The sequence below is a fragment of the Streptomyces sp. NPDC014870 genome, assembly GCF_043081505.1.
Lineage (GTDB): Bacteria > Actinomycetota > Actinomycetes > Streptomycetales > Streptomycetaceae > Streptomyces.
The window spans coordinates 182631-206167 of sequence record NZ_JBIBWQ010000004.1 but is presented as its reverse complement, the minus strand read 5'-3'; the positions used below and the strand labels follow the sequence as shown (position 1 = coordinate 206167).

Here is a 23537-nt window from a genome sequence, read left to right as displayed (position 1 = left end):
CTCAGACGCGGTGGGCGGTCGGTCGGACGAGCAGGGCGCAGGTCAGCACAGCCAGGGCGGCCGCGGCCGCACCGGCGACCAGCGCGCCCGAGGCGGGGGCGAAGGTCTGCGCCGCCGCCGCGAGCGTGCAGACGACGGCCGCGCCGCGGACCGCGCCGAAGGCCTGGAGCAGCAGCCCGAGCCAGAGCACCACCCCGACGAGGAGCAGCCCGAGCAGTCCGAGGCCGCCGGGCGCCGGCGTCCCGGGCCAGAGCAGGGAGCCGAGGGCGGCCAGGGCGAGGAGCACGGCGAGGTAGCCGCCCAGGCAGTGCGCGAGGGTGCCCGCCGCCGCCCGCCGGAACGCCCTCGCGCTGGTCAGGGTCCGAAGGCCGGCGAGGCTCTCGCGGCGGAAGCGGTGCAGCAGCCACTCGGCGGGCCCCATGGAGAGCGTGAGCGCGAGCACAGGACCCGCGCCCGTCACGAGGGCGTCGTCACCGCCCGCGTACAGCACGAGCAGTCCGGTGCCGAGCCCGAAGAGCCCGTACGGGACGGAGGCGACGAGCGGCGGACCCGAGCGGCGCCCCCGGTCCGCGAGCCACCGTGCTCCGGGCCACCCCGCGCCCGCGCCGCGCAGCACCGTCGCCGCGAAGGCGATCGCCGCCGCCAGGGAGAGCGCCGGCAGCCCGGCCCTCAGCGCGTCGGGGACGTCGTACCGGAACGCGGGCACCGCCCCGGCGAGCGGGACCAGCGCGCAGAGCAGGGCGCGTTCGCGGCCGAGGACGAGGAGCACGGTCGCGGCCGCCAGGTAGAGCGACTGGCCCGCGGCGAACACGACCACCGGCCACTCGCCGGGGCCCGAGGCCGCGAGGGCGACCGCCGTGCCGGCGAGCGCACCTGCCGGGGCGCCGACGAGCAGGCTGCGGGCGGCTGCGCCCCGGTCGCCGAGCCCGAGCCAGGTGTGCGCGCGGTGGGACAGGGCCTGGTTCCACACCCAGCCGGCCACCGCCCCGGCCAGCAGGGGAACCGTTCCGGCACCGCCGAGGAGCGGGGCCCCCAGGACGTACGCGAGGCCGGGCAGGGCGAAGACGAGACCCCGGAGGAGGCAGCCGGCCAGCCCGTGGTGCCAGGGCCCGGCGGCCGGGGCCTCCGGTTCGGGGTGGTGGCGCTCCACGCGCGCGTAGAGGTCCTCGGCGAGGGCGAAGGAGTCGGCGCGGCCGTAGGTGAGCCGGATGTGGTCGTCCGTCATGCCGTCGGACTCCAGGATCGCGGCGATCTCGTCCGGATGGACCGCGACGGCCGCGAGACCGGCGAGCCGGCCGGCGAGTTCGTCGACCGGGTCGGCGGCGTACGGTCCTGCCGCGGGTCCCGGGGACACCCGCTGACGCGGGATCACCGGCAGGGTGTCCCGCATCGTGCCGTTCTTCAGCCAGAGGGAGCCGCTCATGACAGGGACCCTCCGCCGACGAGTGCGGGCCGCCAGGGATCGGTGAGGAGCACCGTCCAGTCCTCCGGTTCCTGCGCGGCGGGCACGGGCGCGGGGGCGCCCCCCAGTTCGCGGTAGATCCGGCGGAAGCCGTCCACCGAGCGGTGCAGGGTGAACCGGTCGACGACCCGCTGGCGGGCCCTGCGCCCCAGTTCGGCCCGTCGCTCCCCGTCCCGCAGCAGCTCCGTGACGGCCGCGGCCATCACGGCGGGCTCGCGGGGCGGCACGACGAGCCCGGTGTCGCCGACGGCCTCCCGTACCCCGCCGACGTCGGTGGAGACCGTGGCCCGGCCGCAGGACATCGCCTCGATCAGCGAGAAGGGGAACCCCTCGCTGATCGAGGAGAGCATCACCACGCTCCCCGCCGCGTAGGCCCCGGCCACGTCGGAGACCCGGCCCTCGAAGGTGATGCCGTCGCACACGCCCAGCTCGGCGGCGAGCTTCTCCAGCCGGGTGCGGTAGTCCTCGTTGCCCGCCGGGACCGGGCCGAACAACCGCAGCCGCAGCTCCGGGAGTTCGGCGCGGCAGATGGCGTACGCGCGGATCAGCGTCTCCAGGTCCTTGATCGGGTCGACGCGCCCGCACCAGCTGAGGGTGGGGACCTCCGGCTCGGGACCGGCGTAGGGGAACGCGTGCGGGTCGACGCCGTTGTAGACGGTCCTGATCCGGGCGGCGGGGGCGCCGCCGCGCTCCTCCCAGCGCCGGTTGTACTGGTTGCAGGGGGTGATGAGGTCGGCCTTGCGGTAGCCGAGGGTGTTGAGCTCCCGGTAGAAGCCGAGCATCAGGGCCTTGACGGGCCAGCGCTGGGCCTCGGTGCGGTAGCCGAGGTAGCGCTCGCGGAGATAGATGCCGTGTTCGGTGAGCAGGAAGGGCACCCCTTCGAAGTGCTGGGCGGCGAGCGCCGGCAGCGTCGCGAGGCCGCTGGAGACCGCGTGCGCGACGCAGTCGTCGGGTATCCGGGCGGCGAGCGGCCGCAGCGCGTGTTCGAGCAGGTCGGTCGCGGTGAGGGCGTCGTGGACGGTGGGCTGGGCGGCGGCCGCCGGCAGATGCGGCATGGTCCAGATCCACATCAGGGAGCGCAGCACGCGCTCCGAGCGCAGGGCGGCGGTCAGCGCACCGCGCCGGGCGAGCCCGGCGAGGGCGTAGAGGCCCTCGCCGAAGTCGCAGCCGGACTCGGGGTCGAGGATGGAGAGCAGGAAGCGCTCGTAGGTGTCGGTGAAGCGGCGCCGGTCACGGCCCCGCAGGGCCCGCCCCCGCTCCGGGGCCGGGCCCCAGAGCGGGAAGGCGGTGTGCCGGGCGATGTTCGACGGCAGCTCCCAGGTCACGGGTTCGCGGCCGTTGCCGGTGAGGGCGAGGATCTCGAAGTCGACCTCGGGCATCCCCCGGACGAGCTGGTCGCACCAGGTGCTGACTCCCCCGTGGACGTGCGGATAGGTGCCTTCGGTGAGCATGGTGACGTGACGGCCACTGCTCGGCATGTGCGGTTCCCCCCAGAACGTACGGTGGTCGGGTCGTACGGTCCTCGGTCAGGCCGTCGGGAGCTTGAGCGTGGTCGTGGACTGGAGCGCCTCGGGGGCGGTCCAGGCCGAGCGCGCCCCCGCGTAGGCCGTGCCGAACACCGCGGTGCCGAGCAGGAGTTGCTTGCGGGTGCCTTCGGGGACGGTGACCGGGGCGGTCACTCCGGAGGGCGCTTTGAGCGTGACGGCGGTGCCGATGCGGTACGCGGTGACCTGGCCGGCCGCGAGCGCCTTGTCCCAGGCGGCGCGGCGGTCCAGCTCGGTGCCGACATCGCGCTGACGGGGGTTCACCAGCGGGGTGTTGTCGGCGTACAGGCCCCGGTAGTCGGCGAGGATCCGGTCGAGGACCGGGTAGAGGATGCGCTCCTCGGCGAGGTTGGACTGGTGGACGTAGTGCGGGCGCGGGTCGTTGGCCACCACGTGCGAGAGGGCGATGCGCGCCTCCTGCGGGACGATGTGCGTCGCGTAGCCGGTGGCGGGGTCGAGCGGGGCGGGCAGGCAGGTGGAGGCCGGGTTGGACTCGCAGATCCCGCTGCCGCCGTCGGCGCGCGAGGTGTAGACCCAGTTGTACTCGTCGGCCATCTCGGCGGCCGTGCCCACGTTGTAGTACACGTTCATCGGGTGTCGCGGGACGGTCTTCGCCGGGCCCACCACGCGCTGCTGCGGCTCGCGGGAGTTGTCGCTGGCGATCCACCTGACGCCGGTGTCGGAGAGCGCGCCCGCCAGGTTCGGGTTGTCGACCGGCTGCTGCGGCGCGGTCTTCAACCCCGAGTGCTCGCCGGTGACGAGTTCGGTGCGGTCCACGGAGATGCCCTTGGCCACGGCCCAGTTGTGGTTGTCGCGGATCTGGGCGGCGATGGTGGCGCGGCTCGTCCACCGGGTGGCGCCGGCCGTGTTCTTGGCGCACTGCCAGGGGACGGTGGAATTGTCCTGGACGCAGCCGAGGAAGGGGTGCGTGTAGGTGTGGTTGATCCAGCGGTACTGGGCGCGGTCGGCGATCAGCCGGGCGGCGGCCGGGTCGGCGCCGCCGTGCTCGGTCTTCCACTGCTCGCCCTGGCCGCCGTTGTAGACCATGTCGAGGGTGAAGCCCGCGGACTTCTGCCAGGCGGCCGCGTACACGGCGTCGTCGACGGTCATCCGGATCGGGTTCTCGCCGGCCTCGCCGTCGCCGCCGGGGCAGTCGAAGTCGCCCGGGGTGCAGTTGCGCGCGGTGTCCCAGCGGGCGTCGGGGGCGAAGACGTCGTCGACGTGGACGGAGAAGTAGTTCCGGCTCTGCCCGAGGTGGACGCCCTCGGTGAGCCACTCGACGATGCCGCGCGCGAGGACCCGGAACTGCCGCTGGTACTGGTTGTAGGCGAAGGAGACGACGAGTTCGCGGCGCCCGTCGTGAGCGTACTCGCCGATCAGGCTGGCCCGGCCGCCGCCGGAGACGGGCACGTCGAGGAGGCTGGTGAAGCCCTCGCGCGGGCGGCCCGCGTAGCCGTAGCTCTCGGTGATCGCGGGGTCGTTGTCCTCGAAGGTCAGGACCCCGTCGAGGTAGCGGAAGGGCCCGGCCTCGGCGGCCGGGGTGAGGGCGGCGGTGACCCCGTCGAGGGGGCCGGAGTACCCGCCCTCGCTGGTGTAGTCGAGGCCGACGCCGGGGTAGGCCCAGGTGTACGCGTCGACCTGCGGGATCCTGAAGGTCGTCTCGTACGCCGCGAGCGCGGCCTGCTCGGCGGAGTCGGGCCCGAACGCCGACTCGTGGGGCAGCACGACACCCTGGTACTTGGCCCGGGGGCGCCCGGAGACGGTGTCGCTGAGGAAGGCGGCGTTGATGACCGGGCGACCGGAATCGGCCAGATCGACACGGCGGTACGGGACGCCCGTGGAGCGCAGCTCGGCGATGATCGCCTGTACGGCGCTGCCGCCGTCGTCGACGACGAGGACGGTGAGGTCGACCCGCGGGACCGGCGGCGCGGCGGCGCTCGCTCCCGCCGACGGGACGACGGTGGCGAGGAGCGCGGCGGCCACGAGCGCGGCGGTCCTGGGGGCGCCCCCCAGGCCGAAGGCCTTGGGGGAAGTTCTGGGCATGCGGGATCCGGCAGAGTCCATCGGAGTGGTGTCCCCCCTCGACAGGCCCGCCGGACGCGGAGGACCTGTGGAGATGATGCGGATGGTGCAAAGGGGCGAGCGCCGCCCTTGCGCGAATGAGGCGAGTGTGGAGGAGCTCGCGGGCCTCGTGCGGTAAACGTGAAAGAGACACCACGGATGAGTGAATCACCGCCGCCGTGAGCGAACAGGATGAGCGAGCGTAGGCTCGTTCTCGGCGCTCTCCGGGCCGAAATACGATGCGGCGGGCATGGTCGGCCCATCCCTCGACCGCCACAGAACTCAATGGAAGCGAGATTTCACCACCGTGACTGCTCTCACTCTCAGCACAGCCGGCGCCGCGACGCTGCGCGCCGACGCCCTGGTCGTAGGTGTCGCCAAGTCCGGCAAGGGCCTGGTCGTCGCCCCCGGCGCCGAGGCCGTGGACAAGGCGTTCGACGGGAGGCTGGCCGCCGTCCTGGAGACCCTGGGCGCTGCGGGTGCCGAGGGTGAGGCCACCAAGCTGCCCTCCCCCGCCGGTCTGAAGACCCCCGTCGTGCTCGCCGTCGGCCTGGGCTCCGCGCCCGAGGACGGCGAGTCGTACCGCGCCGAGACGCTCCGCCGCGCCGCCGGTACCGCCGCCCGCACCCTGCACGGGTCCAAGAAGGCGGCGTTCGCGCTGCCCGTCGCCTCCACCGAGGACGCCGAGGCGATCGCCGAGGGCGCGCTGCTCGGCGCGTACGCCTACACCGCGTACCAGGAGTCCAAGAACGGCAAGGACGCAAAGAAGCCGCTGGCCGAGGTGGCCCTGCTCGGCGGCAAGCCGCGCGACAAGGCCTTCAAGGCCGCCGCCGAGCGCGCGCTGGCGCTCTCCGAGGAGATCAACCGCGCCCGCGACCTGATCAACATGCCGCCGAACGACCTCTACCCCGAGACGTTCGCGGCCATCGTCACCGCCGCCGGCAAGGAGCACGGCCTCAAGGTCCAGGTGCTCGACGAGAAGGCGCTCGACAAGGGCGGCTACGGCGGCATCCTCGGCGTCGGCAAGGGCGCGGTCCGCGGCCCGCGCCTGGTCCGGGTCGCCTACACGCACCCGAAGGCGGAGAAGACCCTCGCCCTGGTCGGCAAGGGCATCACCTACGACTCGGGCGGCATCTCCCTGAAGCCGGCCGGCCACAACGAGACGATGAAGTGCGACATGAGCGGCGCGGCCGCCGTGTTCGCCGCCGTCGTCGCCGCCGCCCGGATCGGCCTGGCCGTCAACGTCACCGGCTGGCTGGCGCTCGCCGAGAACATGCCGTCCGGCAACGCCACCCGCCCCGGCGACGTGCTGCGGATGTACAGCGGCAAGACCGTCGAGGTCCTCAACACCGACGCCGAGGGCCGGCTGGTCCTGGCCGACGCGCTGACCCGGGCCTCGGAGGAGAACCCGGACGCGATCGTCGACGTGGCGACCCTGACCGGCGCGATGGTGCTGGCCCTGGGCAACCGCACCTTCGGCATCATGGCCAACGACGACGACTACCGCACGGCGATCCACGAGACCGCCGAGGAGGTCGGCGAGCAGTCCTGGCCGATGCCGCTCCCGGCCGACCTGCGCAAGGGCATGGACTCCCCGACCGCCGACATCGCCAACATGGGCGAGCGGATGGGCGGCGGCCTGGTCGCCGGTCTCTTCCTGCAGGAGTTCGTCGGCGAGGGCATCACCTGGGCCCACCTCGACATCGCGGGCCCGGCCTTCCACGAGGGCGCCCCGTACGGCTACACCCCCAAGGGCGGCACCGGCTCCTCGGTCCGCACCCTGGTGAAGCTCGCGGAGAAGACCGCCGCCGGCGAGCTCTGACCTGCCGGTGAAACGCCCGCGCGGCCCCTGGACCCGTCCCGGGGCCGCGCGCGTGTTCACCCTCAACGAAATCCGTACGTTCGTACGTGCCGGTTACCTGTCCGTACGGGCGATCGGCCGGTCTCACACACCGGCCCCGCGTCCCGCCGCCCGGCAACAAGTGCGAAGATGGGTTCTCGGCAGGACAGGGCCCCCACCACAGGGCCGACAGAAAAGCGGCCGGACACCAGCCGCCGCCCGGTCACAGACGACCGGCGACGAGCGCACATGCATGGAGGACGTGACGTGGCGAACGACGCCAGCACCGTTTTCGACCTAGTGATCCTCGGCGGCGGTAGCGGCGGTTACGCCGCGGCGCTGCGCGGAGCGCAGCTGGGCCTGGACGTCGCACTGATCGAGAAGAACAAGCTCGGCGGCACCTGCCTGCACAACGGCTGCATCCCGACGAAGGCCCTGCTCCACGCCGGCGAGGTCGCCGACCAGGCGCGCGAGGCGGAGCAGTTCGGTGTCAAGGCCACCTTCGAGGGCATCGACATCAAGGCCGTGCACAAGTACAAGGACGACGTGATCTCGGGCCTGTACAAGGGCCTGCAGGGTCTCGTCGCCTCCCGCAAGGTGACGTACATCGAGGGCCACGGCCGGCTCTCCTCCCCGACCTCCGTCGACGTGGACGGCCGTCGCGTCGAGGGCCGTCACGTCCTCCTCGCCACGGGTTCCGTGCCGAAGTCCCTGCCGGGTCTGGAGATCGACGGCAACCGGATCATCTCCTCCGACCACGCCCTGACCCTGGACCGCGTCCCGGAGTCGGCGATCATCCTCGGCGGCGGTGTCATCGGCGTCGAGTTCGCCTCCGCGTGGAAGTCCTTCGGCACCGACGTGACGGTCGTCGAGGGCCTGAAGCACCTGGTCCCGGTCGAGGACGAGAACAGCTCCAAGCTTCTTGAGCGCGCGTTCCGCAAGCGCGGCATCAAGTTCAACCTCGGCACGTTCTTCCAGTCCGCCGAGTACACCGAGAACGGTGTCAAGGTCACCCTGGCCGACGGCAAGACCTTCGAGGCCGAGGTCCTGCTGGTCGCCATCGGCCGCGGCCCGGTCTCGGCCGGCCTCGGCTACGAGGAGCAGGGCGTCGCGATGGACCGCGGCTACGTCCTGGTCGACGAGTACATGCGGACGAACGTGCCGACGATCTCGGCGGTCGGCGACCTCGTCCCGACGCTCCAGCTCGCCCACGTCGGCTTCGCCGAGGGCATCCTCGTCGCGGAGCGGCTGGCCGGTCTGAAGACCGTTCCGATCGACTACGACGGTGTGCCCCGGGTGACGTACTGCCACCCCGAGGTCGCCTCCGTCGGCATCACCGAGGCCAAGGCCAAGGAGATCTACGGCGCGGACAAGGTCGTCGCCCTCAAGTACAACCTCGCGGGCAACGGCAAGAGCAAGATCCTGAAGACCGCGGGCGAGATCAAGCTCGTCCAGGTCAAGGACGGTGCCGTGGTCGGCGTCCACATGGTCGGTGACCGCATGGGCGAGCAGGTCGGCGAAGCGCAGCTGATCTACAACTGGGAGGCGCTGCCGGCCGAGGTCGCGCAGCTCATCCACGCCCACCCGACGCAGAACGAGGCTCTCGGCGAGGCGCACCTGGCGCTGGCCGGCAAGCCTCTGCACTCCCACGACTGACGCTCACGTCATCAACGGGCGCGACGACCACTTTCCGCAATTCGTTAGGAGCAACTGAAACCATGTCGGTTTCCGTAACCCTGCCGGCGCTCGGCGAGAGCGTCACCGAGGGCACCGTCACCCGCTGGCTCAAGGCCGAGGGTGAGCGTGTCGAGGCCGACGAGCCGCTGCTCGAGGTCTCGACCGACAAGGTCGACACCGAGATCCCGGCGCCCGCGTCGGGCATCCTGGCCTCCATCAAGGTCGCCGAGGACGAGACCGTCGAGGTCGGCGCCGAGCTCGCCATCATCGACGACGGCACCGGTGCGCCGGCCGCCGCTCCGGCCCCGGCCGCCGTCGAGGCCCCCGCCGCCCCGGCCCCGGTGGCCGAGGCTCCGGCCGCTCCGGCCCCCGTGGCCGAGGCTCCCGCCGCCGCTCCGGCCGGTGGCGCCACCGGCACGGACGTCGTCCTGCCGGCGCTCGGCGAGTCCGTCACCGAGGGCACCGTGACCCGCTGGCTGAAGTCGGTCGGCGAGACCGTCGAGGCCGACGAGCCGCTGCTCGAGGTCTCCACGGACAAGGTCGACACCGAGATCCCGGCCCCGGCTTCGGGTGTCCTCCTGGAGATCGTCGTCGCCGAGGACGAGACCGCCGAGGTCGGCGCCAAGCTGGCCGTCATCGGTGCCGCGGGTGCCGCCCCGGCCGCCGCTCCGGCTCCGGCCGCGCCGGCTCCGGCCGCCGCCGCTCCCGCCCCGGTGGCCCCGGCTGCGGCCCCCGCGCCGGTGGCTCCGGCCGCCCCGGTCGCCGCCCCGGCCCCGGTCGCGCCCGCCGCCCCGGTGGCCGCTCCGGCTCCGGTCGCCCCGGCCGCGCCGGCCCCCGTGGCCGCCCAGCCGGTGGACGACGGCGCCTACGTGACGCCGCTGGTCCGCAAGCTGGCCTCGGAGAACGGCATCGACCTGGCGTCCGTCAAGGGCACCGGCGTCGGCGGCCGTATCCGCAAGCAGGACGTCCTCGCGGCCGCCGAGGCCAAGAAGGCCGCCCCGGCCCCCGTCGCCGCTGCCGCCGCTCCGGCCGCCGCCGCGCCGAAGGCCCCGGCCCTCGAGGTCTCCCCGCTGCGCGGTCAGACCGTCAAGATGACCCGCATGCGCAAGGTCATCGGCGACAACATGATGAAGGCGCTGCACGGCCAGGCCCAGCTGTCCTCGGTCGTCGAGGTCGACATCACCAAGCTGATGAAGCTGCGCGCCCGTGCCAAGGACGCGTTCGCCGCCCGTGAGGGCGTCAAGCTGTCCCCGATGCCGTTCTTCGTCAAGGCGGCGGCCCAGGCGCTGAAGGCCCACCCGGTCATCAACGCCCGGATCAACGAGGACGAGGGCACCATCACGTACTTCGACTCGGAGAACATCGGCATCGCCGTGGACTCCGAGAAGGGTCTGATGACGCCGGTCATCAAGGGTGCGGGCGACCTGAACATCGCCGGCATCTCCAAGGCCACGGCCGAGCTGGCCGGCAAGGTCCGCGGCAACAAGATCACCCCGGACGAGCTGGCGGGCGCGACCTTCACGATCTCCAACACGGGTTCGCGCGGCGCGCTCTTCGACACGATCATCGTGCCCCCGAACCAGGTCGCCATCCTGGGCATCGGTGCCACGGTCAAGCGTCCGGCGGTCATCGAGACCCCCGAGGGCACCGTCATCGGCGTCCGCGACATGACGTACCTGACGCTCTCCTACGACCACCGTCTGGTGGACGGCGCCGACGCGGCCCGCTACCTGACGGCCGTCAAGGCGATCCTGGAGGCCGGCGAGTTCGAGGTCGACCTCGGGCTGTAGTTCTCCCCGGGGCTTGGCAACGTAACAAGCCTCACCTGCGGCGCCCCCGCCCGGAAGTGTTTCCGGGCGGGGGCGCCGCCGTATTGTCTTGAGTGTCAACGCGTCCCTTAAGGAGGGGCTTCATGAGCGTCCCCGTCGTCCACTCGCTGCGCGAACAGATCCGCGAGCACATCGTGGAGGGCATCGTCAGCGGACGCTGGAAGCCGGGTGAGCGGATCGTGGAGCGGCGGATCGCGACCGAGCTGGAGGTCAGTCAGACCCCGGTGCGCGAGGCGCTGCGCGAGCTGGAGTCGCTGCGGCTGATCGAGTCCTCCCCCAACAAGGGCGTACGGGTCAGGAACCTGACGGCGGCCGACCTGGAGGAGAGCTACCCGGTCAGGGCCGGTCTGGAGCAGATCGCGGCGGAGCTGGCGGCACGGCGCCTCCAGGCCGACTGCTCGGCCCTGGAGCCGCACGTGGCGGCCCTGTACGAGGCGGACCGCGCCGCGGACGGCACGGCGCAGGTACGGCACACGGTGGGCTTCCACCGCGAGCTGGTGAAGGCGGCCGGGAACAGCGTGCTGCTGCACACCTGGGAGGGCCTGGGCATCGAGGTCTTCACGGCGCTGTCGATCCGCTGGCTCGGCACGGTCCAGAAGTCGTACGCGGAGGAGCACCAGGACCTGGTGGAGGCGTTCCGCCGGGGCGACCCGAACATCGGCGCCCTGGTGAAGGCCCACGTCCTGGGCTGCGCGCCGAGGGCGTAGCGCTCAGGGGGCGGCCAAGCGGGACCTCCCCCACCTCGCCCCTGCCCGAGACCCTGCCGGGGGCGGGGGTGGGGATGTTCGTTCTCGGGGGCAAGCCCCCGAACCCCCCCCACGCGGCAGCTCCGCGCCGCACAACACCCCGGGGGCGGCTCCAGCCCTGCCGCGACGCCCTCCTGCGGCAGGCCCCCGCCGCACAACGCGCAGGGGCAGCCCCGGCCCTGCCGCCGCGCCCTCCCGCGGCAGCTTCGCGTAGCGCGTGCGCTCCGGGAGGGTGTTCCAAGCCCCCGGCGGGCGCCCGTGCCGCTCTCGCTCATTCGTGCGACGGCGCTCTCATTCGCTCCCCCACCTGCGAAAACAAGGCACCCGGTGCCCGTTTTCGCGGCACCCTGTGCCGACTTTCGCGTTCGAGGGAAGTTTTTCCCTTCAACACTTTGATCGATCATCGATCGGCGGCTTACAGTCTTCGGCGGGCCGCTACCCGGCCCTTCGCCCTGTCCTGCCAGACAAGGCACCCCTTCTCCACCCCCATCTGTCCGGAAGGCGGCGATCATGACCGATCCCGTAGGCAAGATTCCGAGCGAGCTCGACCAGCTCCCGGACCGTGACACCGAGGAGACCGCCGAGTGGGCGGCCTCCCTGGACGCCGTCACCAAGGCCGCCGGCCCCCACCGGGCCGCCTACCTGATGCGCCGCACGCTCCAGCACGCCGAGGGCGCGGGCCTCGCCCTGCCCAAGCTGCTGGAGACGGACTACGTCAACACCATCCCCACCTCCGCGGAGCCCGTCATCGACGGCGACGAGGAGATGGAGCGCAGGATCACCGCCTGGAACCGCTGGAACGCCGCCGCCATGGTGACCCGCGGTGCCAAGCACGGCGTCGGCGGCCACATCGCCACCTTCGCCTCGGCCGCGTGGCTCTACGAGACCGGCTTCAACCACTTCTTCAAGGGCAAGGAGTCCGGCGACGCCGCCGGCTCCGGCGACCAGCTCTACATCCAGGGCCACGCCTCCCCCGGCATCTACGCCCGCGCCTTCCTCGACGGCCGCCTCACCGAGGCGCACCTCGACAACTTCCGGCAGGAGTCCGGCGGCAACGGCCTGCCCTCCTACCCCCACCCGCGCCGGCTGCCCTGGCTGTGGGAGTTCCCGACCGTCTCCATGGGTCTGGGCCCGCTCTCCGCCATCTACCAGGCGCGCTTCAACCGGTACCTCACCAACCGCGGCATCAAGGACGTCTCGTCCTCGCACGTGTGGGCGTTCCTCGGCGACGGCGAGATGGACGAGCCCGAGTCGACGGCGGCACTCGCACTCGCCGCCCGCGAGGGTCTGGACAACCTGACCTTCGTCATCAACTGCAACCTGCAGCGCCTCGACGGCCCGGTCCGCGCCAACTTCAAGATCGTGCAGGAGCTGGAGGCCCAGTTCCGCGGCGCCGGCTGGAACGTCGTGAAGTCGCTCTGGGGCAACGCCTGGGACGAGCTGTTCGCGCTCGACACCAACGGCGCCCTGGTCCGCCGCCTCCGTGAGGTCCCGGACGCGCAGGTCCAGACGTACCAGACCCGCGACGCCGCCTACATCCGCCAGGACTTCTTCGGCTCCGACCCCGCGCTCGTCGCGATGGGCCGGCTGCTGAGCGACGACAAGATCCTGGAGTGCTTCCACCTCTCCCGCGGTGGCCACGAGCCGCGCAAGGTCTACGCCGCCTACAAGGCCGCCCTGGAGTTCAAGGGCGCGCCGACGGTGATCCTCGCGCAGACCGTGAAGGGCTTCACCCTCGGTGAGGGCTTCGCGTCGAAGAACGCGAACCACCAGATGAAGAAGCTCAGCACGGACGAGTTCAAGGCCATGCGTGACCTGCTCGACCTGCCGATCTCCGACGCGCAGTTCGTCGACGGCGTGGTCCCCTACGGCCACCCCGGCGCCGACTCCGCCGAGGTCCGCTACCTCCAGGAGCGCCGCGCGGCGCTCGGCGGCCCGGCCCCGGCCCGCCGCGTCCAGCCGCTGGCCCCGCTGCCGGCCCCGGCCGAGAAGACCTTCGCCGCCTTCGACAAGGGCTCCGGCTCGCAGTCGGTCGCGACGACGATGGCCTTCGTCCGCCTGGTGAAGGACCTGGTCCGCGACAAGGAGACCGGCAAGCGCTGGGTCCCGATCGTCCCGGACGAGGCCCGTACCTTCGGCATGGAATCGCTGTTCCCGTCGCTCGGCATCTACTCGCCGAAGGGCCAGACGTACGAGCCGGTCGACCGCGACCAGCTGATGTACTACAAGGAGGCCGTCAACGGCCAGATCCTCAACGAGGGGATCACCGAGGCCGGGTCCATGGCCGACTTCATCGCCGCCTCCAGCGCGTACTCCACGCACGGCGAGGCGATGATCCCCTTCTACATCTTCTACTCGATGTTCGGCTGGCAGCGCACCGCCGACCAGATGTGGCAGCTCGGCGACCAGCTCGGCCGCGGCTTCCTCGTCGGCGCGACCGCCGGCCGCACCACCCTGACCGGTGAGGGTCTGCAGCACGCCGACGGGCACTCCCCCGTGATCGCGGCCACCAACCCGGCCGCCCTGACGTACGACCCGGCGTTCGCCTACGAGGTCGCGGCGATCGTCAAGGAGGGCCTGCGCCGGATGTACGGCGAGGCCGCCGAGGGCGAGGACCAGGACGTCTTCTACTACCTCACGGTCTACAACGAGCCGATGCCGCAGCCGGCCAAGCCGGCCGGGGTCGACGAGGGCATCATCAAGGGCCTGTACCGCTTCAACACGGCGGAGTCGGCCGGTCTCGACCTGCCCGCGAACGCCGCGCGGATCCAGCTGCTCTCCTCCGGCACGGCCATCCACTGGGCCCTTGAGGCGCAGAAGCTGCTCGCCGCCGAGTGGGGCGTGGGCGCCGACGTGTGGTCCGCCACCTCCTGGACCGAGCTGCGGCGCGACGCGCTGGCGGCCGACGCGGCGCTGCTGCGCGGCGAGGAGCAGGTGCCGTACATCCGCAAGGCGCTGGAGGGCGTGGACTCCCCGGTCCTGGCCGTCTCCGACTACATGCGTCAGGTCCCGGACCAGATCGCGCAGTGGGTCGAGCAGGACTGGTCCTCGCTCGGTGCGGACGGCTTCGGTCTGTCGGACACCCGTGACGCGGCCCGCCGCCACTTCGGTGTCGACGCGCAGTCGATCGTCGTCGCGGCCCTGGCCCAGCTCGCCCGCCGCGGCGAGGTCCCGGCCTCGGCCGTGAAGGAGGCGCGCGAGCGCTACGGCCTGTAAGAGGCCCGGGGTTCGTCCTCCGGCTTGTCAGTGGCGGCACGCATGATGGGTTCATGCGTGCCGCTCGGCTTATCAAGATGGTGCTGCTCCTCCAGTCCCGGCCCTCGATGACGGCGGCCGAGTTGGCGGAGGAGCTGGAGGTGTCCGAGAGGACGATCACCCGCGATGCCCTCGCCCTCTCGGAGGCGGGGGTTCCGGTGTATGCGGACCGGGGCAGGGCGGGTGGGTACCGGCTGATCGGGGGGTATCGCACGCGGCTCACGGGGCTCGCGCGCGGTGAGGCCGAGGCGCTGTTCCTGTCCGGGCTTCCGGGCGCGCTGCGGGACATGGGCCTGGAGGACGCCGCCTCGGCGGCCCGGCTGAAGGTGTCGGCGGCGCTGCTGCCCTCGCTGCGCGACGCCCCGGAGTCGGCGGCGCAGCGCTTCCTGCTCGACGCTCCCGGCTGGTATCAGGAGCCGGAGACCCCGGAGTTGCTGCCGCCGATCGCGGAGGCCGTCTGGGACGACCGGATGCTCTCCGCGCGCTACCGCCGCGGCGACGGCGAGGTGGACCGCGAGCTGGCTCCGTACGGCCTCGTGCTCAAGGCGGGCGTCTGGTACCTGTGCGCGCGTGCGGGCAGGGCGTTCCGTACCTACCGGGTGGACAGGTTCACGGCGGTCGCGCTCGGCGAGGAACGGTTCGTACGGGACGAGGAGTTCGACCTGCCCGCGTTCTGGGCGGAGCGCGCGGCGGAGTTCGCCCGCTCGATCCTGCGCGCCGAGGTCGTGCTGCGGCTCTCGGAGGCGGGCGCGCGCCGTCTCCCGTACGTGACGGACCGCGCGGCGGCCGAGGAGGCCTTGGCGGGCGGTACGGAGGACGGGGCGGGCCGGCTGACGGCGACGCTCCTCGTGGAGAACGAGGAGGTCGCCTTCAGCCAGCTGCTCGCGCTCGGCCCGGAGGCGGAGGTGCTTGGCCCGGAGTCGCTCCGGGCCCGTTTCGCGGCGGCGGCGAGGGGGCTCGCGGAGCTGTACGGCCAGGACGGCTACGGCGGCGGTTACCGGTAGTCGGCCACGTCCGGCTTGCCGCCCGTCTCGCCCGCGAGCATGTAGCCCCAGGCATCCGGCTGGGAGCCGTCCGCGTCCGTGAAGCCGTACACCTTGGCCAGCTGCCCGCTGGAGAGCGACTGGCCGGTCCAGCGGGCCCGGTCGGGGTCGGCGGCCAGGGCGGCGACGGCACGGCCGACGTAGACCGGGGACTCGGCGATCTCGAAGCCGGGGACCTTCTCGATCGCCTCCCGCCAGTTCTCCTCGGTCACGCCGAAGGCCGCCAGCATCTGCTCGGAGCGCAGCCAGCCGGGCGTGAGGCAGACCGCGGTGGCGTCCACGTCCTTCAGGTCGTGGGCGAGCGCGAAGGCCATCCGGATCGGGGCGTTCTTGGTGAGGTCGTAGAAGAAGTTCTCCCGGAACCGCGTGTTCCATTCGGCGGTGCCGTCGGTCATCTCGACGACGAGTCCGCCCGGGTGGCGGATCAGCAGCGGCAGCGCGAGGCGGGAGGTGATGGCGTGCGTCCGCACGCCGAGCTCCATCATCCGCAGCCCGTCGGTCAGATCGGTCTCCCAGATCTTCAGGCCGAACTTCAGCAGGTGCTCCCCGCCCCACACGTCGTTGACGAGGACGTCGAGCCGGCCCCGCTCCGCGTCGATCCGCGCGACCAGCGCCTCCACCTGGTCGATCTCCAGATGGTCCGTCGGCACCGCGATGCCCTCGCCGCCGGCCGCCGTCACCAGCTCGGCCGTCTCCTCGATGGTCTCCGTCGCACGGCCGACCTCGCTGACCCTCTCCCGGGTGGTGCGACCGGTCACGTACACGGTGGCACCGGCGGCGCCCAGCTGTACGGCGATGGCCCGTCCGGCGCCCCGTGTGGCGCCCGCGACCAGGGCGATCCTGCCGCTCAGCGGCTTGGTCTCGGTCTCCTTGGATGTCTCCATGGAGGGAGCGTGACAGGAAAGTACGACATCTCCTGTCCGATTTGATTTTGGCTGTTTCCGGGTGCGCCGCCCTCCCCCACGGTCGATGCTGGATGCCGTGATGGACGAAACGGAGTTCTGGGAGATCGTCGACTCGACCCGCGAGGCCGCCGAGGGCGACCCGGAGGAACACGCCGACCTGCTCGTCGAGCGGCTGCTGCAGCTCGACCCCGACTCCGTGCTCGACTTCGCCCGCCATTTCGAGGCCCGCTACAACCGCGCCTACCGCTGGGATCTGTGGGGCGCGGCGGCGGTGCTGCTCGACGGGGCGGGCGACGACGCCTTCGACTACTTCCGCTGCTGGCTCATCGGCCAGGGCCGGGAGGTCTTCGAGGGCGCGGTGCACGATCCGGACGCCCTCGCCGAGCTGCTGGACGACTTCGACGAGGAGATCGACGGGGACGGCGAGGAGCTGGGCTTCGCCGCCGACGAGGCGTACGAGCAGCTGACCGGGATCGAGGCGCCCGACCTGGGGATTCCGCCGCAGCCCGCGGAGCCGGAGGGCGTGGCCTTCGACCTGGCGGACGACGCGGCGCTCGCGGCCCGCTACCCGCGCCTGTGGGAGCGCTTCGGCGCGGTACAGCTCGGCTGAGCGACCCGCTGAAAAGGTACGGACCCGGGGGCCGTCCCACCCCGGGTCCGTACCGGCCTGTCTGCCGCGTGGCTCAGAAGTGCGTGCCGCCGTCGATGCGGACCTCGGTACCGGTGATGAACTTCCCGTCCTCGCTCGCGAGCATCGCGACGACGCCCGCGACCGTCTCCGGTCCGGCGAAGCCCTGGCCGACGGCGGGGGCGAGCTTCATGAAGAGGGACAGGTCGGCGTCCTCGGGCAGGCCGGGGCCGACGCTCTGCCGGCTGGCGCCGGTGCCGTCGGTCATGCCGGAGGAGATGGAGCCGGGCTGGACGGCGGTGAAGCGGATGCCCTGCTTGGCGTACTCGGCGGCGAGCGCGTGGGTCATGGACTGGATGCCGCCCTTGCTGGCCGCGTAGGCGGCCATGTACGGGTGGGCGAACTGCGCCGAGGTGGAGGAGAAGTTCACGACGGCGGAGCCCTCGCCGGCCAGGAGGGCCGGGATCGCCTCGCGGATCACCAGGAACGTGCCGGTCAGGTTGATCCGGACGACCTGCTCGAAGGAGTCGAGCGTGGTCTCGTGGGTGTGCGACGAGCGCAGGATGCCGGCCGCGTTGACCAGCACGTCCAGGCCGCCGAGGGTGGTGACGGCGGCGACGACGCCCTCGCGCACGGAGGTCTCGTCGGCGACGTTCACGACGACCGTGGTGAGGCGGTCGGCGGCGGCGCCGGCCTTGGCGACGGTGTCCTTGAGGCCGTCCTCGCTGATGTCGGCGGCGACGACACGGCCGCCCTCGGCGAGCATGCGCAGCACGGTGGCCTGGCCGATGCCCGAGCCGCCACCGGTGACCAGTGCGCGGCGTCCTTCGTAGCGGTTCATGTCCTGTCCGACCTCTCGACGACGAGTTTCCTGATGCCCTGATGCTTGATGCCTTGATGCCTTGATGCCTTGATGCAGAGCACACCGTACGCCTAGGTGGCACGTTTTGCCACAGTTGCATGAAATGCAAGGTCGGCAAGGGTGGGGCGTACCCTCGTACGGTGAGCACCCAGCCCGCCGCCAGGCCCACCTCCCTGACCGAGCGCCGCAAGGCGGCCACCCAGCTCGACATCGCGCGTGCCGCCGCCGAGCTCTTCACCGAGCGCGGACCCGACGGCACCACGGCCGAGGACATCGCACTGCGCGCCGGGGTCGCGCTGCGCACCTTCTACCGCTACTTCCGCTCCAAGCAGGACGCCGTCGCCCCGCTCCTCGCGGGCGGCGCGGACCGCTGGCGGGAGTCGCTCGCGGCGGCGGAGCCCGGCGCGACCGTGCCGGCCGCCCTCGAGCGGTCGATCGCGGAGGCGCTCGCGGGGGCGGACGAGGAGGCGGCCGAGGGGCTGCGCTGGACGCGCGGGCTGCTGCGGGCGGCGGCCGAGGACCCTGCCCTGCGGGCGGTCTGGTACCGGGTCAACCAGGAGTCGGAGGAGAAGCTGCTGGCCGTGGTGGCCGGGCTCGCGGGCCCCGACGCGGACCCGCTGGAGGTACGGCTCGCGGCGGCGGCGGCCACGGACGCGATCCGGGTGGCCCTGGAGGCCTGGGCGGAGACGGACGCGCCGGTGCGCGGCGAGGGCGCCCCGGCCGAGCTGGCGGTGCGCTGCCTGCGCGAACTGATGGGCGGCATGGGGCCGCTGACGCCCCCGACCCACACCCCCTAGGACCGGACAGGCCCTGAAGACCCTAGTCCGTGAGCGAGCGGCCCATCAGGACGTCGTCCACGTACGCGCCGTCCAGGAAGAACTCGCCGGGCAGGACGCCCTCGACGGCGAAGCCCTCGGACGCGTAGAGCGCGCGGGCCGGGGCGTTGTGGCCGAGGACCCGCAGGGTGATGCGGCGGGCGCCCTGGCGGCGGGCCTCCGCACACGCGGCGCGCAGCAGCGCCCGGGCCACACCCCGGCCCCGCGCGCTCTCGGCCACGGCGAGGCCCTGGATCTGGCGGACGTGCCGGTTGCAGGCGAGCGGGGTGGCCGGGACGAGCCGCAGATAACCGATGACGGCGCCGGCGCCTGCCGAACGGCCCGGAGCGTCCCCCACCTCCTCCGCCACGAGGTAGTCCTCCGGCAGATGGCGCTCGTCGAAGAACGGCCGGTACGGGGGTTCCGGCGCGGGCTGCACCGCGTGCAGGGGCGACCAGGTGGCCCGGTCCAGCTCCCCGAGGGCGGCCTCGTCGGCGGGAACGGCCATGCGTATGCGCGTCTCCGGCATGATCATGGCGGCCACTGTGCCACGCGGGGCCCCGGAAGGGCAGGATGGGCGCATGGAACGCTCCCGCATCGCCGTCACCGGCGCCTCCGGACTCATCGGCTCCGCCCTGGTGCGCTCCCTGCGCGCCGACGGCCACCAGGTCTCCCGTCTCGTGCGCCGTCCGGCCCGGACCGCCGACGAGGTCGAGTGGGACCCCGCGCGGCTGTACGTGGACGCGGCGGGCCTCGTCGGTGTCGACGCGGTCGTGCACCTGGCGGGCGCGGGCGTCGGCGAGCGCCGCTGGAGCGAGGCGTACAAGAAGGAGATCCGCGACAGCCGCGTGCTCGGTACGCGGACGATCGCGCAGGCCCTCGCCTCCCTCGCCGAGCCGCCGAAGGTCCTGGTGTGCGGTACGGCCCTGGGCTACTACGGGGACACCGGCTCGCGCGCCGTCGACGAGAGCGCGCCCGCGGGCGAGGGCTTTCTGCCCTCGGTGTGCGTGGAGTGGGAGGCGGCCGCGGCCCCGGCCGAGGAGGCGGGGATCCGGGTCGCGTACGCCCGCACGGGCCTCGTGGTGGCCGCCGAGGGCGGCGCGTGGGGGCGGCTCTTCCCGGTGTTCCGCGCCGGGGTGGGCGGGCGGATGGGCGACGGCCGGCAGTACTGGAGCTTCATCTCGCTGCACGACGAGGTCGCGGCCCTGCGGCACCTGATCGACACCGAGTCCCTCGCGGGGCCGGTGAACCTGACGGCCCCTGAACCGGTCACCAACCGGGAGGTGACGGCCGCGATGGGACGGGTCCTGCGCCGCCCGGCGGTCCTCGCCGTGCCCGCGCCCGCGCTGCGCCTGGCGCTCGGCGAGTTCGCGGTGGACGTGCTGGGCAGTCAGCGGGTGCTGCCGAGCCGCCTGTTGGAGTCGGGCTTCGCCTTCGCCTTCCCGACGATCGACGAGTCGATCCGGGCGGCGGCCTGACGCTGCCCGGTGCGGCCGGGCCGCGGCCTGACGGCCGTCGCTGCGGCCCGCGCGGCGTCCCGACGGCCGTCGGTGCGACCCCGTGCTCCGTGCACCCCCGCGCGCGCCGCTGGCGCGGCCGGGCGGGGCTGTCCGAGGCTGGCAGGCCCTGAATGCGAACGTGGGCATTCCGGGGGCCGGTTGGGGGCATAGGCCTCCCACCAAGCCGCGCCGACCTGGGGAGGGGCACGTGCTCAGTACCGCACGCCATACGGATGTCGTCACGGACGTCGTCATCGTCGGGGCCGGGATCGCGGGGCTCGCGGCCGCGCACCGGCTGACCAGCGCCGGACTCGGCGTCACGGTCCTGGAGGCCGGGCCCCGGGTGGGCGGCCGGCTGATCACCGACGACGTGGACGGCTTCCGGCTCGACCGGGTGGGGCCGCTGCTGACGACCTCGTACGCGGAGCTGCTCCGGACCCGGGGGCTCGCCGGGGTGACGCTGCGTCCGTTCGCACCGGGGGCACTGGTGCACAGCGACGGCCGGTACCTGCGGATCGGCGAACCGTTCCCGCATCCGCGCCGACGCGGGCCGCACGGCCGGGGCCGGGGCGCCCCGCACGCGCCCTGGCGGGCAGGGTGGGGGTCCTCCCACGCTCCCTGGCGCGTAGGGGGCGCGTACACCGTGGCGCGCGCCCTCGCGAGCGCCCCCCGCAATCCGGCGGCCTCGCTGGACCAGGCACGCCTCGGCGCGTCCCTGGCACGGCTCGCGGCGACGCCGGTGCAGCGTCTGCTGACGCGTCAGGAGCGGACCGCGCGCGAGGCCCTGACGGCCCGGCTGCCCGGCCGTACGGTCCAGGGGGTGCTGCGGCCGCTCGTCGCGGCCCTGCTCTCCGATCCCGACCTCGGCACGTCCAGCCGCTACGCCGACCTGGCCCTGCGCGCGTTCGCCCGGGGCCGGCTCTCCGTGCCGGAGGGCGGCTCGGGGATCCTGCCCGAACTGCTCGCGGCGGCGCTCCCCGAAGGCACGGTACGGACCGGGGTGCGGGTCACGGAGGTCGGGATCGACCGGGTCGAGACGGCGGAGCACGGGGTGTTCGGCTGCCGTTCGGTGCTCCTCGCGACGGGTGCCAGGTCGGCGGCCGAGCTGCTGCCCGGGCTGCGGCTGCCCGCCTTCCACGCGGTGACCGTGCTGCACCACACGGCCCCCGAGCCGCCCGCGCAGGAGCCGGTGCTGCTCCTGGAGTCCGACCCCGGCGGCCCGGTCGCGCACTCGGCGGTCATGAGCGCCGTCGACCCCACACGGGCGCCCGACGGCCGGGTCCTGGTCACCTCGACGGTCCTGGGCGCCCCGCCCGACGACGTGGAGCGCCGGGTGCGCAAGCACCTCGCGACGCTGTACGGGACGTCGACGGACGAGTGGGAGCTGCTCGCGCTCCACCACAAGCCCGAGGCGGTCCCGGCGATGCCCCCGCCGCACGACCCGCGCCGCCCGGTGCGGCTCCTCGCCGGTCTCTACGTCTGCGGCGACCACCGCGACACGTCCACCCCGCAGGGCGCCCTCTCCTCCGCCCACCGCGCGGCGCACGCGCTTCTGACCGACCTGGGCATCCCGGTCCCGCAGGGCGCCCCGGCGGAGGCGGTCGCCTGACGGGCCGAGCGGCGGGGGCGGCGGGGCGGCCTGGCGGCGTGGCGGCGGGGCGGCGCGGCGGCGGGGCGGCGGGGCGGCGGCTCAGCCGATCGCCGCCACGCGGTCGCGGTAGGTACGGACCGCGGCCGCGTCGCGGTACGGCTCCAGGCGGCGCTCGAAGTCGCGGACGTACTCCAGGGCGCGTGCCGAGCGCATCTCGGAGGCCTGCTGGGCCGCCTCCGCGCCGAGCGCGCAGGCCTGGTCCAGTTCGCCGAGGCCGAGGCGGGCGGAGGCGAGGACCACCCGGCAGAACAGCCGGCTGCGGGCGAAGCCGGGGGCGCGGAGCTGGAGGGAGCGCTCGGCGTGCTGGGCGGCCGCGCGGTACTGCTGGAGGTCGCGGTGGCAGTGCCCGAACTCGTCGGCGAGCTGGGCCTCGTCGAAGGGCCGCGCCCAGTACGGCACGTCGTCCCCCGGCCTGGCCGCCTCAAGGGCCCGCTCGGCGCGGGCGAGGGCGGCGCCGGTCGCGCGCGCCTCGCCGAGGACGCTGTGCCCGCGCGCCTCCACGGAGTGCAGCAGGGCCTGGACGACGGGCGGCGCGGCCGAGCCGACGCCCTGCTGGGCGACCCGGGCGAGCTGCACGGCCTCGCGGCCGTGGCCGAGATAGACGGCCTGACGGCTCATGGTGATGAGGACGTACGAGCCGTACGCCCGGTCCCCCGCCGCCTGCGCGAGCCGTAGCGCCTGCACGAAGTACCGCTGGGCGAGTCCGTGCGCGGCGATGTCGTACGAGGTCCAGCCGGCCAGCCGGGTCAGGTCGGCGGCCGCGGCGAACAGGCGGCGCCCGACGGACTCCCCGTACGTGCCGCGCAGCATCGGCTCGGCCTCGTGCTCCAGGTAGCGCACGAGGGCCTGGCGGGCGTGGCCGCCGCCGTAGGCGTGGTCGAGGGTGCGGAACAGCTCGCCGACGGAGCGGAGGGCGGAGATGTCGCCGCTGGAGACCCGCTGCCCGGGGCCCCGGTCCGTGCCGCGCTGCCGGGGGACGGAGAGCCGGCTCTGCGGCGGGACGCGCGGATCGGGCGCGAGCCGGCCGTCCGGGCCGAGCCTGCCGTTCGGCGCCGCCGGCTCGCCCCGGGCCACCCGCTCGTCGGCGCGGCCGATGAGCCAGTCCCGGCTGGGTACGACCAGGCCCGCCGGGGTGAACGCGATCTTGCGGAGTTCGGCGTGGCTGCCGGAGTCCTTGCGCCACAGGCCGCTGACGATGTCGACCGCCTCCTCGGGCGAGGCCGCGAACTCCAGGCCCGCGTACACGGGCGCGCAGGCGTCGAGACCGAGGTCCTGCGCGGAGAGGCGGCGGCCCAGGCGGCGGGTGAAGACCTCGGCGATGAGGGCCGGAGTGGTGCCGCGGGGCTGCTGGCCGCGCAGCCAGCGGGTCACGGAGGTCTTGTCGTACCGCAGGTCGAGTCCGTGTTCCAGGCCGAGCTGGTCGACCCGTCTGGCCAGGCCCGCGTTGGAGAACCCGGCTTCCGCGATGAGCGCGGCGAGCTGGCGGTTCGGGATGCGCTGCGGAGGTCGTTCCGTCATCAGCTGTGCGGTCTCCTGCCTTCCGGGCCCGGGTGGAACCTCGTGTGGACCCTCCTGGAACGGCGCGAATTTAGCGGCCCTCACCGCCTTTACCGTCACCTTCGCCCCACATTCATCCGATCGTGTGAGGAACGGGAGGGAGGGTTGCCGCCGGCCGCTGCCGGGCGGCGACCCGGCGGGGCGGGTCGCACGACGCCACGTT

At 73.4% G+C, this 23537-nt stretch carries 17 protein-coding genes; 10 read left to right on the top strand and 7 right to left on the bottom strand.

The window, feature by feature from the left end; genetic code table 11:
- Position 1: 1 nt before the first annotated feature.
- The 3 genes from ACF09C_RS13410 to ACF09C_RS13400 are packed head-to-tail and all read right to left on the bottom strand — an operon-like array spanning position 2 to position 5049.
- Positions 2–1423 (bottom strand): hypothetical protein, encoded by a 1422-nt coding sequence (locus ACF09C_RS13410; protein WP_392091629.1) that lies wholly within the window; start codon positions 1421–1423, stop codon positions 2–4.
- Positions 1420–2940, bottom strand: coding sequence for a GT4 family glycosyltransferase PelF (gene pelF, locus ACF09C_RS13405; protein WP_392091628.1), 1521 nt, complete (start codon positions 2938–2940; stop codon positions 1420–1422). The genes ACF09C_RS13410 and pelF overlap by 4 nt, the downstream gene beginning before the upstream one ends.
- A gap of 48 nt (positions 2941–2988) precedes the next feature.
- Positions 2989–5049, bottom strand: coding sequence for a hypothetical protein (locus tag ACF09C_RS13400; protein ID WP_392091627.1), 2061 nt, complete (start codon positions 5047–5049; stop codon positions 2989–2991).
- Between the two features lie 325 nt (positions 5050–5374).
- Between ACF09C_RS13400 and ACF09C_RS13395 the strand changes: the two genes are divergently transcribed.
- The 6 genes from ACF09C_RS13395 (at position 5375) to ACF09C_RS13370 (ending at position 15418) form a co-directional block, all read left to right on the top strand.
- A complete protein-coding gene (locus ACF09C_RS13395) occupies positions 5375–6889 on the top strand; it encodes a leucyl aminopeptidase (RefSeq protein WP_392091626.1) in 1515 nt (504 codons plus the stop codon).
- A gap of 285 nt (positions 6890–7174) precedes the next feature.
- Positions 7175–8563 (top strand): dihydrolipoyl dehydrogenase, encoded by a 1389-nt coding sequence (lpdA, locus tag ACF09C_RS13390; RefSeq protein WP_392091625.1) that lies wholly within the window; start codon positions 7175–7177, stop codon positions 8561–8563.
- Positions 8564–8625: 62 nt separating this feature from the next.
- On the top strand, positions 8626–10374 hold the full coding sequence (gene sucB, locus ACF09C_RS13385) for a 2-oxoglutarate dehydrogenase, E2 component, dihydrolipoamide succinyltransferase (protein WP_392091624.1): 1749 nt from the start codon (positions 8626–8628) through the stop codon (positions 10372–10374).
- A 122-nt stretch (positions 10375–10496) separates the two neighbouring features.
- Positions 10497–11120, top strand: coding sequence for a GntR family transcriptional regulator (locus ACF09C_RS13380; RefSeq protein WP_392091623.1), 624 nt, complete (start codon positions 10497–10499; stop codon positions 11118–11120).
- A 549-nt stretch (positions 11121–11669) separates the two neighbouring features.
- Positions 11670–14375 (top strand): pyruvate dehydrogenase (acetyl-transferring), homodimeric type, encoded by a 2706-nt coding sequence (aceE, locus tag ACF09C_RS13375; RefSeq protein WP_392091622.1) that lies wholly within the window; start codon positions 11670–11672, stop codon positions 14373–14375.
- 53 nt (positions 14376–14428) lie between these two features.
- Positions 14429–15418: a helix-turn-helix transcriptional regulator gene (locus ACF09C_RS13370; protein ID WP_392091621.1), complete on the top strand. Its 990-nt coding sequence runs from the start codon at positions 14429–14431 to the stop codon at positions 15416–15418.
- Here the strand turns inward: ACF09C_RS13370 and ACF09C_RS13365 are convergent.
- Positions 15409–16341 carry an SDR family oxidoreductase gene (locus ACF09C_RS13365; protein WP_392091620.1) on the bottom strand — a complete coding sequence of 311 codons (933 nt, stop codon included), beginning with the start codon at positions 16339–16341 and terminating at the stop codon, positions 15409–15411. The genes ACF09C_RS13370 and ACF09C_RS13365 overlap by 10 nt on opposite strands.
- 100 nt (positions 16342–16441) lie before the next feature.
- On the opposite strand from ACF09C_RS13365, the gene ACF09C_RS13360 reads away from it, so the two are divergent.
- Complete coding sequence (locus ACF09C_RS13360; RefSeq protein ID WP_362424390.1) at positions 16442–16972, top strand: DUF4240 domain-containing protein; 531 nt, start codon at positions 16442–16444, stop codon at positions 16970–16972.
- 73 nt (positions 16973–17045) lie between these two features.
- Here the strand turns inward: ACF09C_RS13360 and ACF09C_RS13355 are convergent, their stop codons facing one another.
- A complete protein-coding gene (locus tag ACF09C_RS13355; RefSeq protein ID WP_392091619.1) occupies positions 17046–17831 on the bottom strand; it encodes an SDR family NAD(P)-dependent oxidoreductase in 786 nt (261 codons plus the stop codon).
- Positions 17832–17992: 161 nt separating this feature from the next.
- Here ACF09C_RS13355 and ACF09C_RS13350 point away from each other — a divergent pair, with 161 nt between their 5' ends.
- The gene (locus ACF09C_RS13350) at positions 17993–18649 is read left to right on the top strand and encodes a TetR family transcriptional regulator (RefSeq protein WP_392091618.1); all 657 of its coding nucleotides are present in this window, start codon (positions 17993–17995) and stop codon (positions 18647–18649) included.
- A gap of 22 nt (positions 18650–18671) precedes the next feature.
- On the opposite strand, the gene ACF09C_RS13345 is transcribed toward ACF09C_RS13350, so the two are convergent.
- Entirely contained in the window at positions 18672–19196 is a 525-nt protein-coding gene (locus ACF09C_RS13345) for a GNAT family N-acetyltransferase (protein WP_392091999.1), read from the bottom strand.
- 52 nt (positions 19197–19248) lie between these two features.
- On the opposite strand from ACF09C_RS13345, the gene ACF09C_RS13340 reads away from it, so the two are divergent.
- Positions 19249–20145 (top strand): TIGR01777 family oxidoreductase, encoded by an 897-nt coding sequence (locus ACF09C_RS13340; RefSeq protein WP_392091617.1) that lies wholly within the window; start codon positions 19249–19251, stop codon positions 20143–20145.
- 229 nt (positions 20146–20374) lie between these two features.
- Positions 20375–21775: an NAD(P)/FAD-dependent oxidoreductase gene (locus tag ACF09C_RS13335; RefSeq protein ID WP_392091616.1), complete on the top strand. Its 1401-nt coding sequence runs from the start codon at positions 20375–20377 to the stop codon at positions 21773–21775.
- 81 nt (positions 21776–21856) lie between these two features.
- On the opposite strand, the gene ACF09C_RS13330 is transcribed toward ACF09C_RS13335, so the two are convergent.
- Positions 21857–23335 (bottom strand): regulator, encoded by a 1479-nt coding sequence (locus ACF09C_RS13330; protein ID WP_392091615.1) that lies wholly within the window; start codon positions 23333–23335, stop codon positions 21857–21859.
- Positions 23336–23537 lie beyond the last annotated feature (202 nt).

What these genes read in the sequence shown, in the direction of transcription:
- ACF09C_RS13410 (WP_392091629.1), bottom strand. Translation starts at nt 1,423, where the DNA reads ATGAGCGGCTCCCTCTGGCTGAAGAACGGCACGATGCGGGACACCCTG.
- pelF (WP_392091628.1), bottom strand. Translation starts at nt 2,940, where the DNA reads ATGCCGAGCAGTGGCCGTCACGTCACCATGCTCACCGAAGGCACCTAT.
- ACF09C_RS13400 (WP_392091627.1), bottom strand. Translation starts at nt 5,049, where the DNA reads ATGCCCAGAACTTCCCCCAAGGCCTTCGGCCTGGGGGGCGCCCCCAGG.
- sucB (WP_392091624.1), top strand. Translation starts at nt 8,626, where the DNA reads ATGTCGGTTTCCGTAACCCTGCCGGCGCTCGGCGAGAGCGTCACCGAG.
- ACF09C_RS13380 (WP_392091623.1), top strand. Translation starts at nt 10,497, where the DNA reads ATGAGCGTCCCCGTCGTCCACTCGCTGCGCGAACAGATCCGCGAGCAC.
- aceE (WP_392091622.1), top strand. Translation starts at nt 11,670, where the DNA reads ATGACCGATCCCGTAGGCAAGATTCCGAGCGAGCTCGACCAGCTCCCG.
- ACF09C_RS13370 (WP_392091621.1), top strand. Translation starts at nt 14,429, where the DNA reads ATGCGTGCCGCTCGGCTTATCAAGATGGTGCTGCTCCTCCAGTCCCGG.
- ACF09C_RS13365 (WP_392091620.1), bottom strand. Translation starts at nt 16,341, where the DNA reads ATGGAGACATCCAAGGAGACCGAGACCAAGCCGCTGAGCGGCAGGATC.
- ACF09C_RS13360 (WP_362424390.1), top strand. Translation starts at nt 16,442, where the DNA reads ATGGACGAAACGGAGTTCTGGGAGATCGTCGACTCGACCCGCGAGGCC.
- ACF09C_RS13355 (WP_392091619.1), bottom strand. Translation starts at nt 17,831, where the DNA reads ATGAACCGCTACGAAGGACGCCGCGCACTGGTCACCGGTGGCGGCTCG.
- ACF09C_RS13345 (WP_392091999.1), bottom strand. Translation starts at nt 19,196, where the DNA reads ATGCCGGAGACGCGCATACGCATGGCCGTTCCCGCCGACGAGGCCGCC.
- ACF09C_RS13340 (WP_392091617.1), top strand. Translation starts at nt 19,249, where the DNA reads ATGGAACGCTCCCGCATCGCCGTCACCGGCGCCTCCGGACTCATCGGC.
- ACF09C_RS13330 (WP_392091615.1), bottom strand. Translation starts at nt 23,335, where the DNA reads ATGACGGAACGACCTCCGCAGCGCATCCCGAACCGCCAGCTCGCCGCG.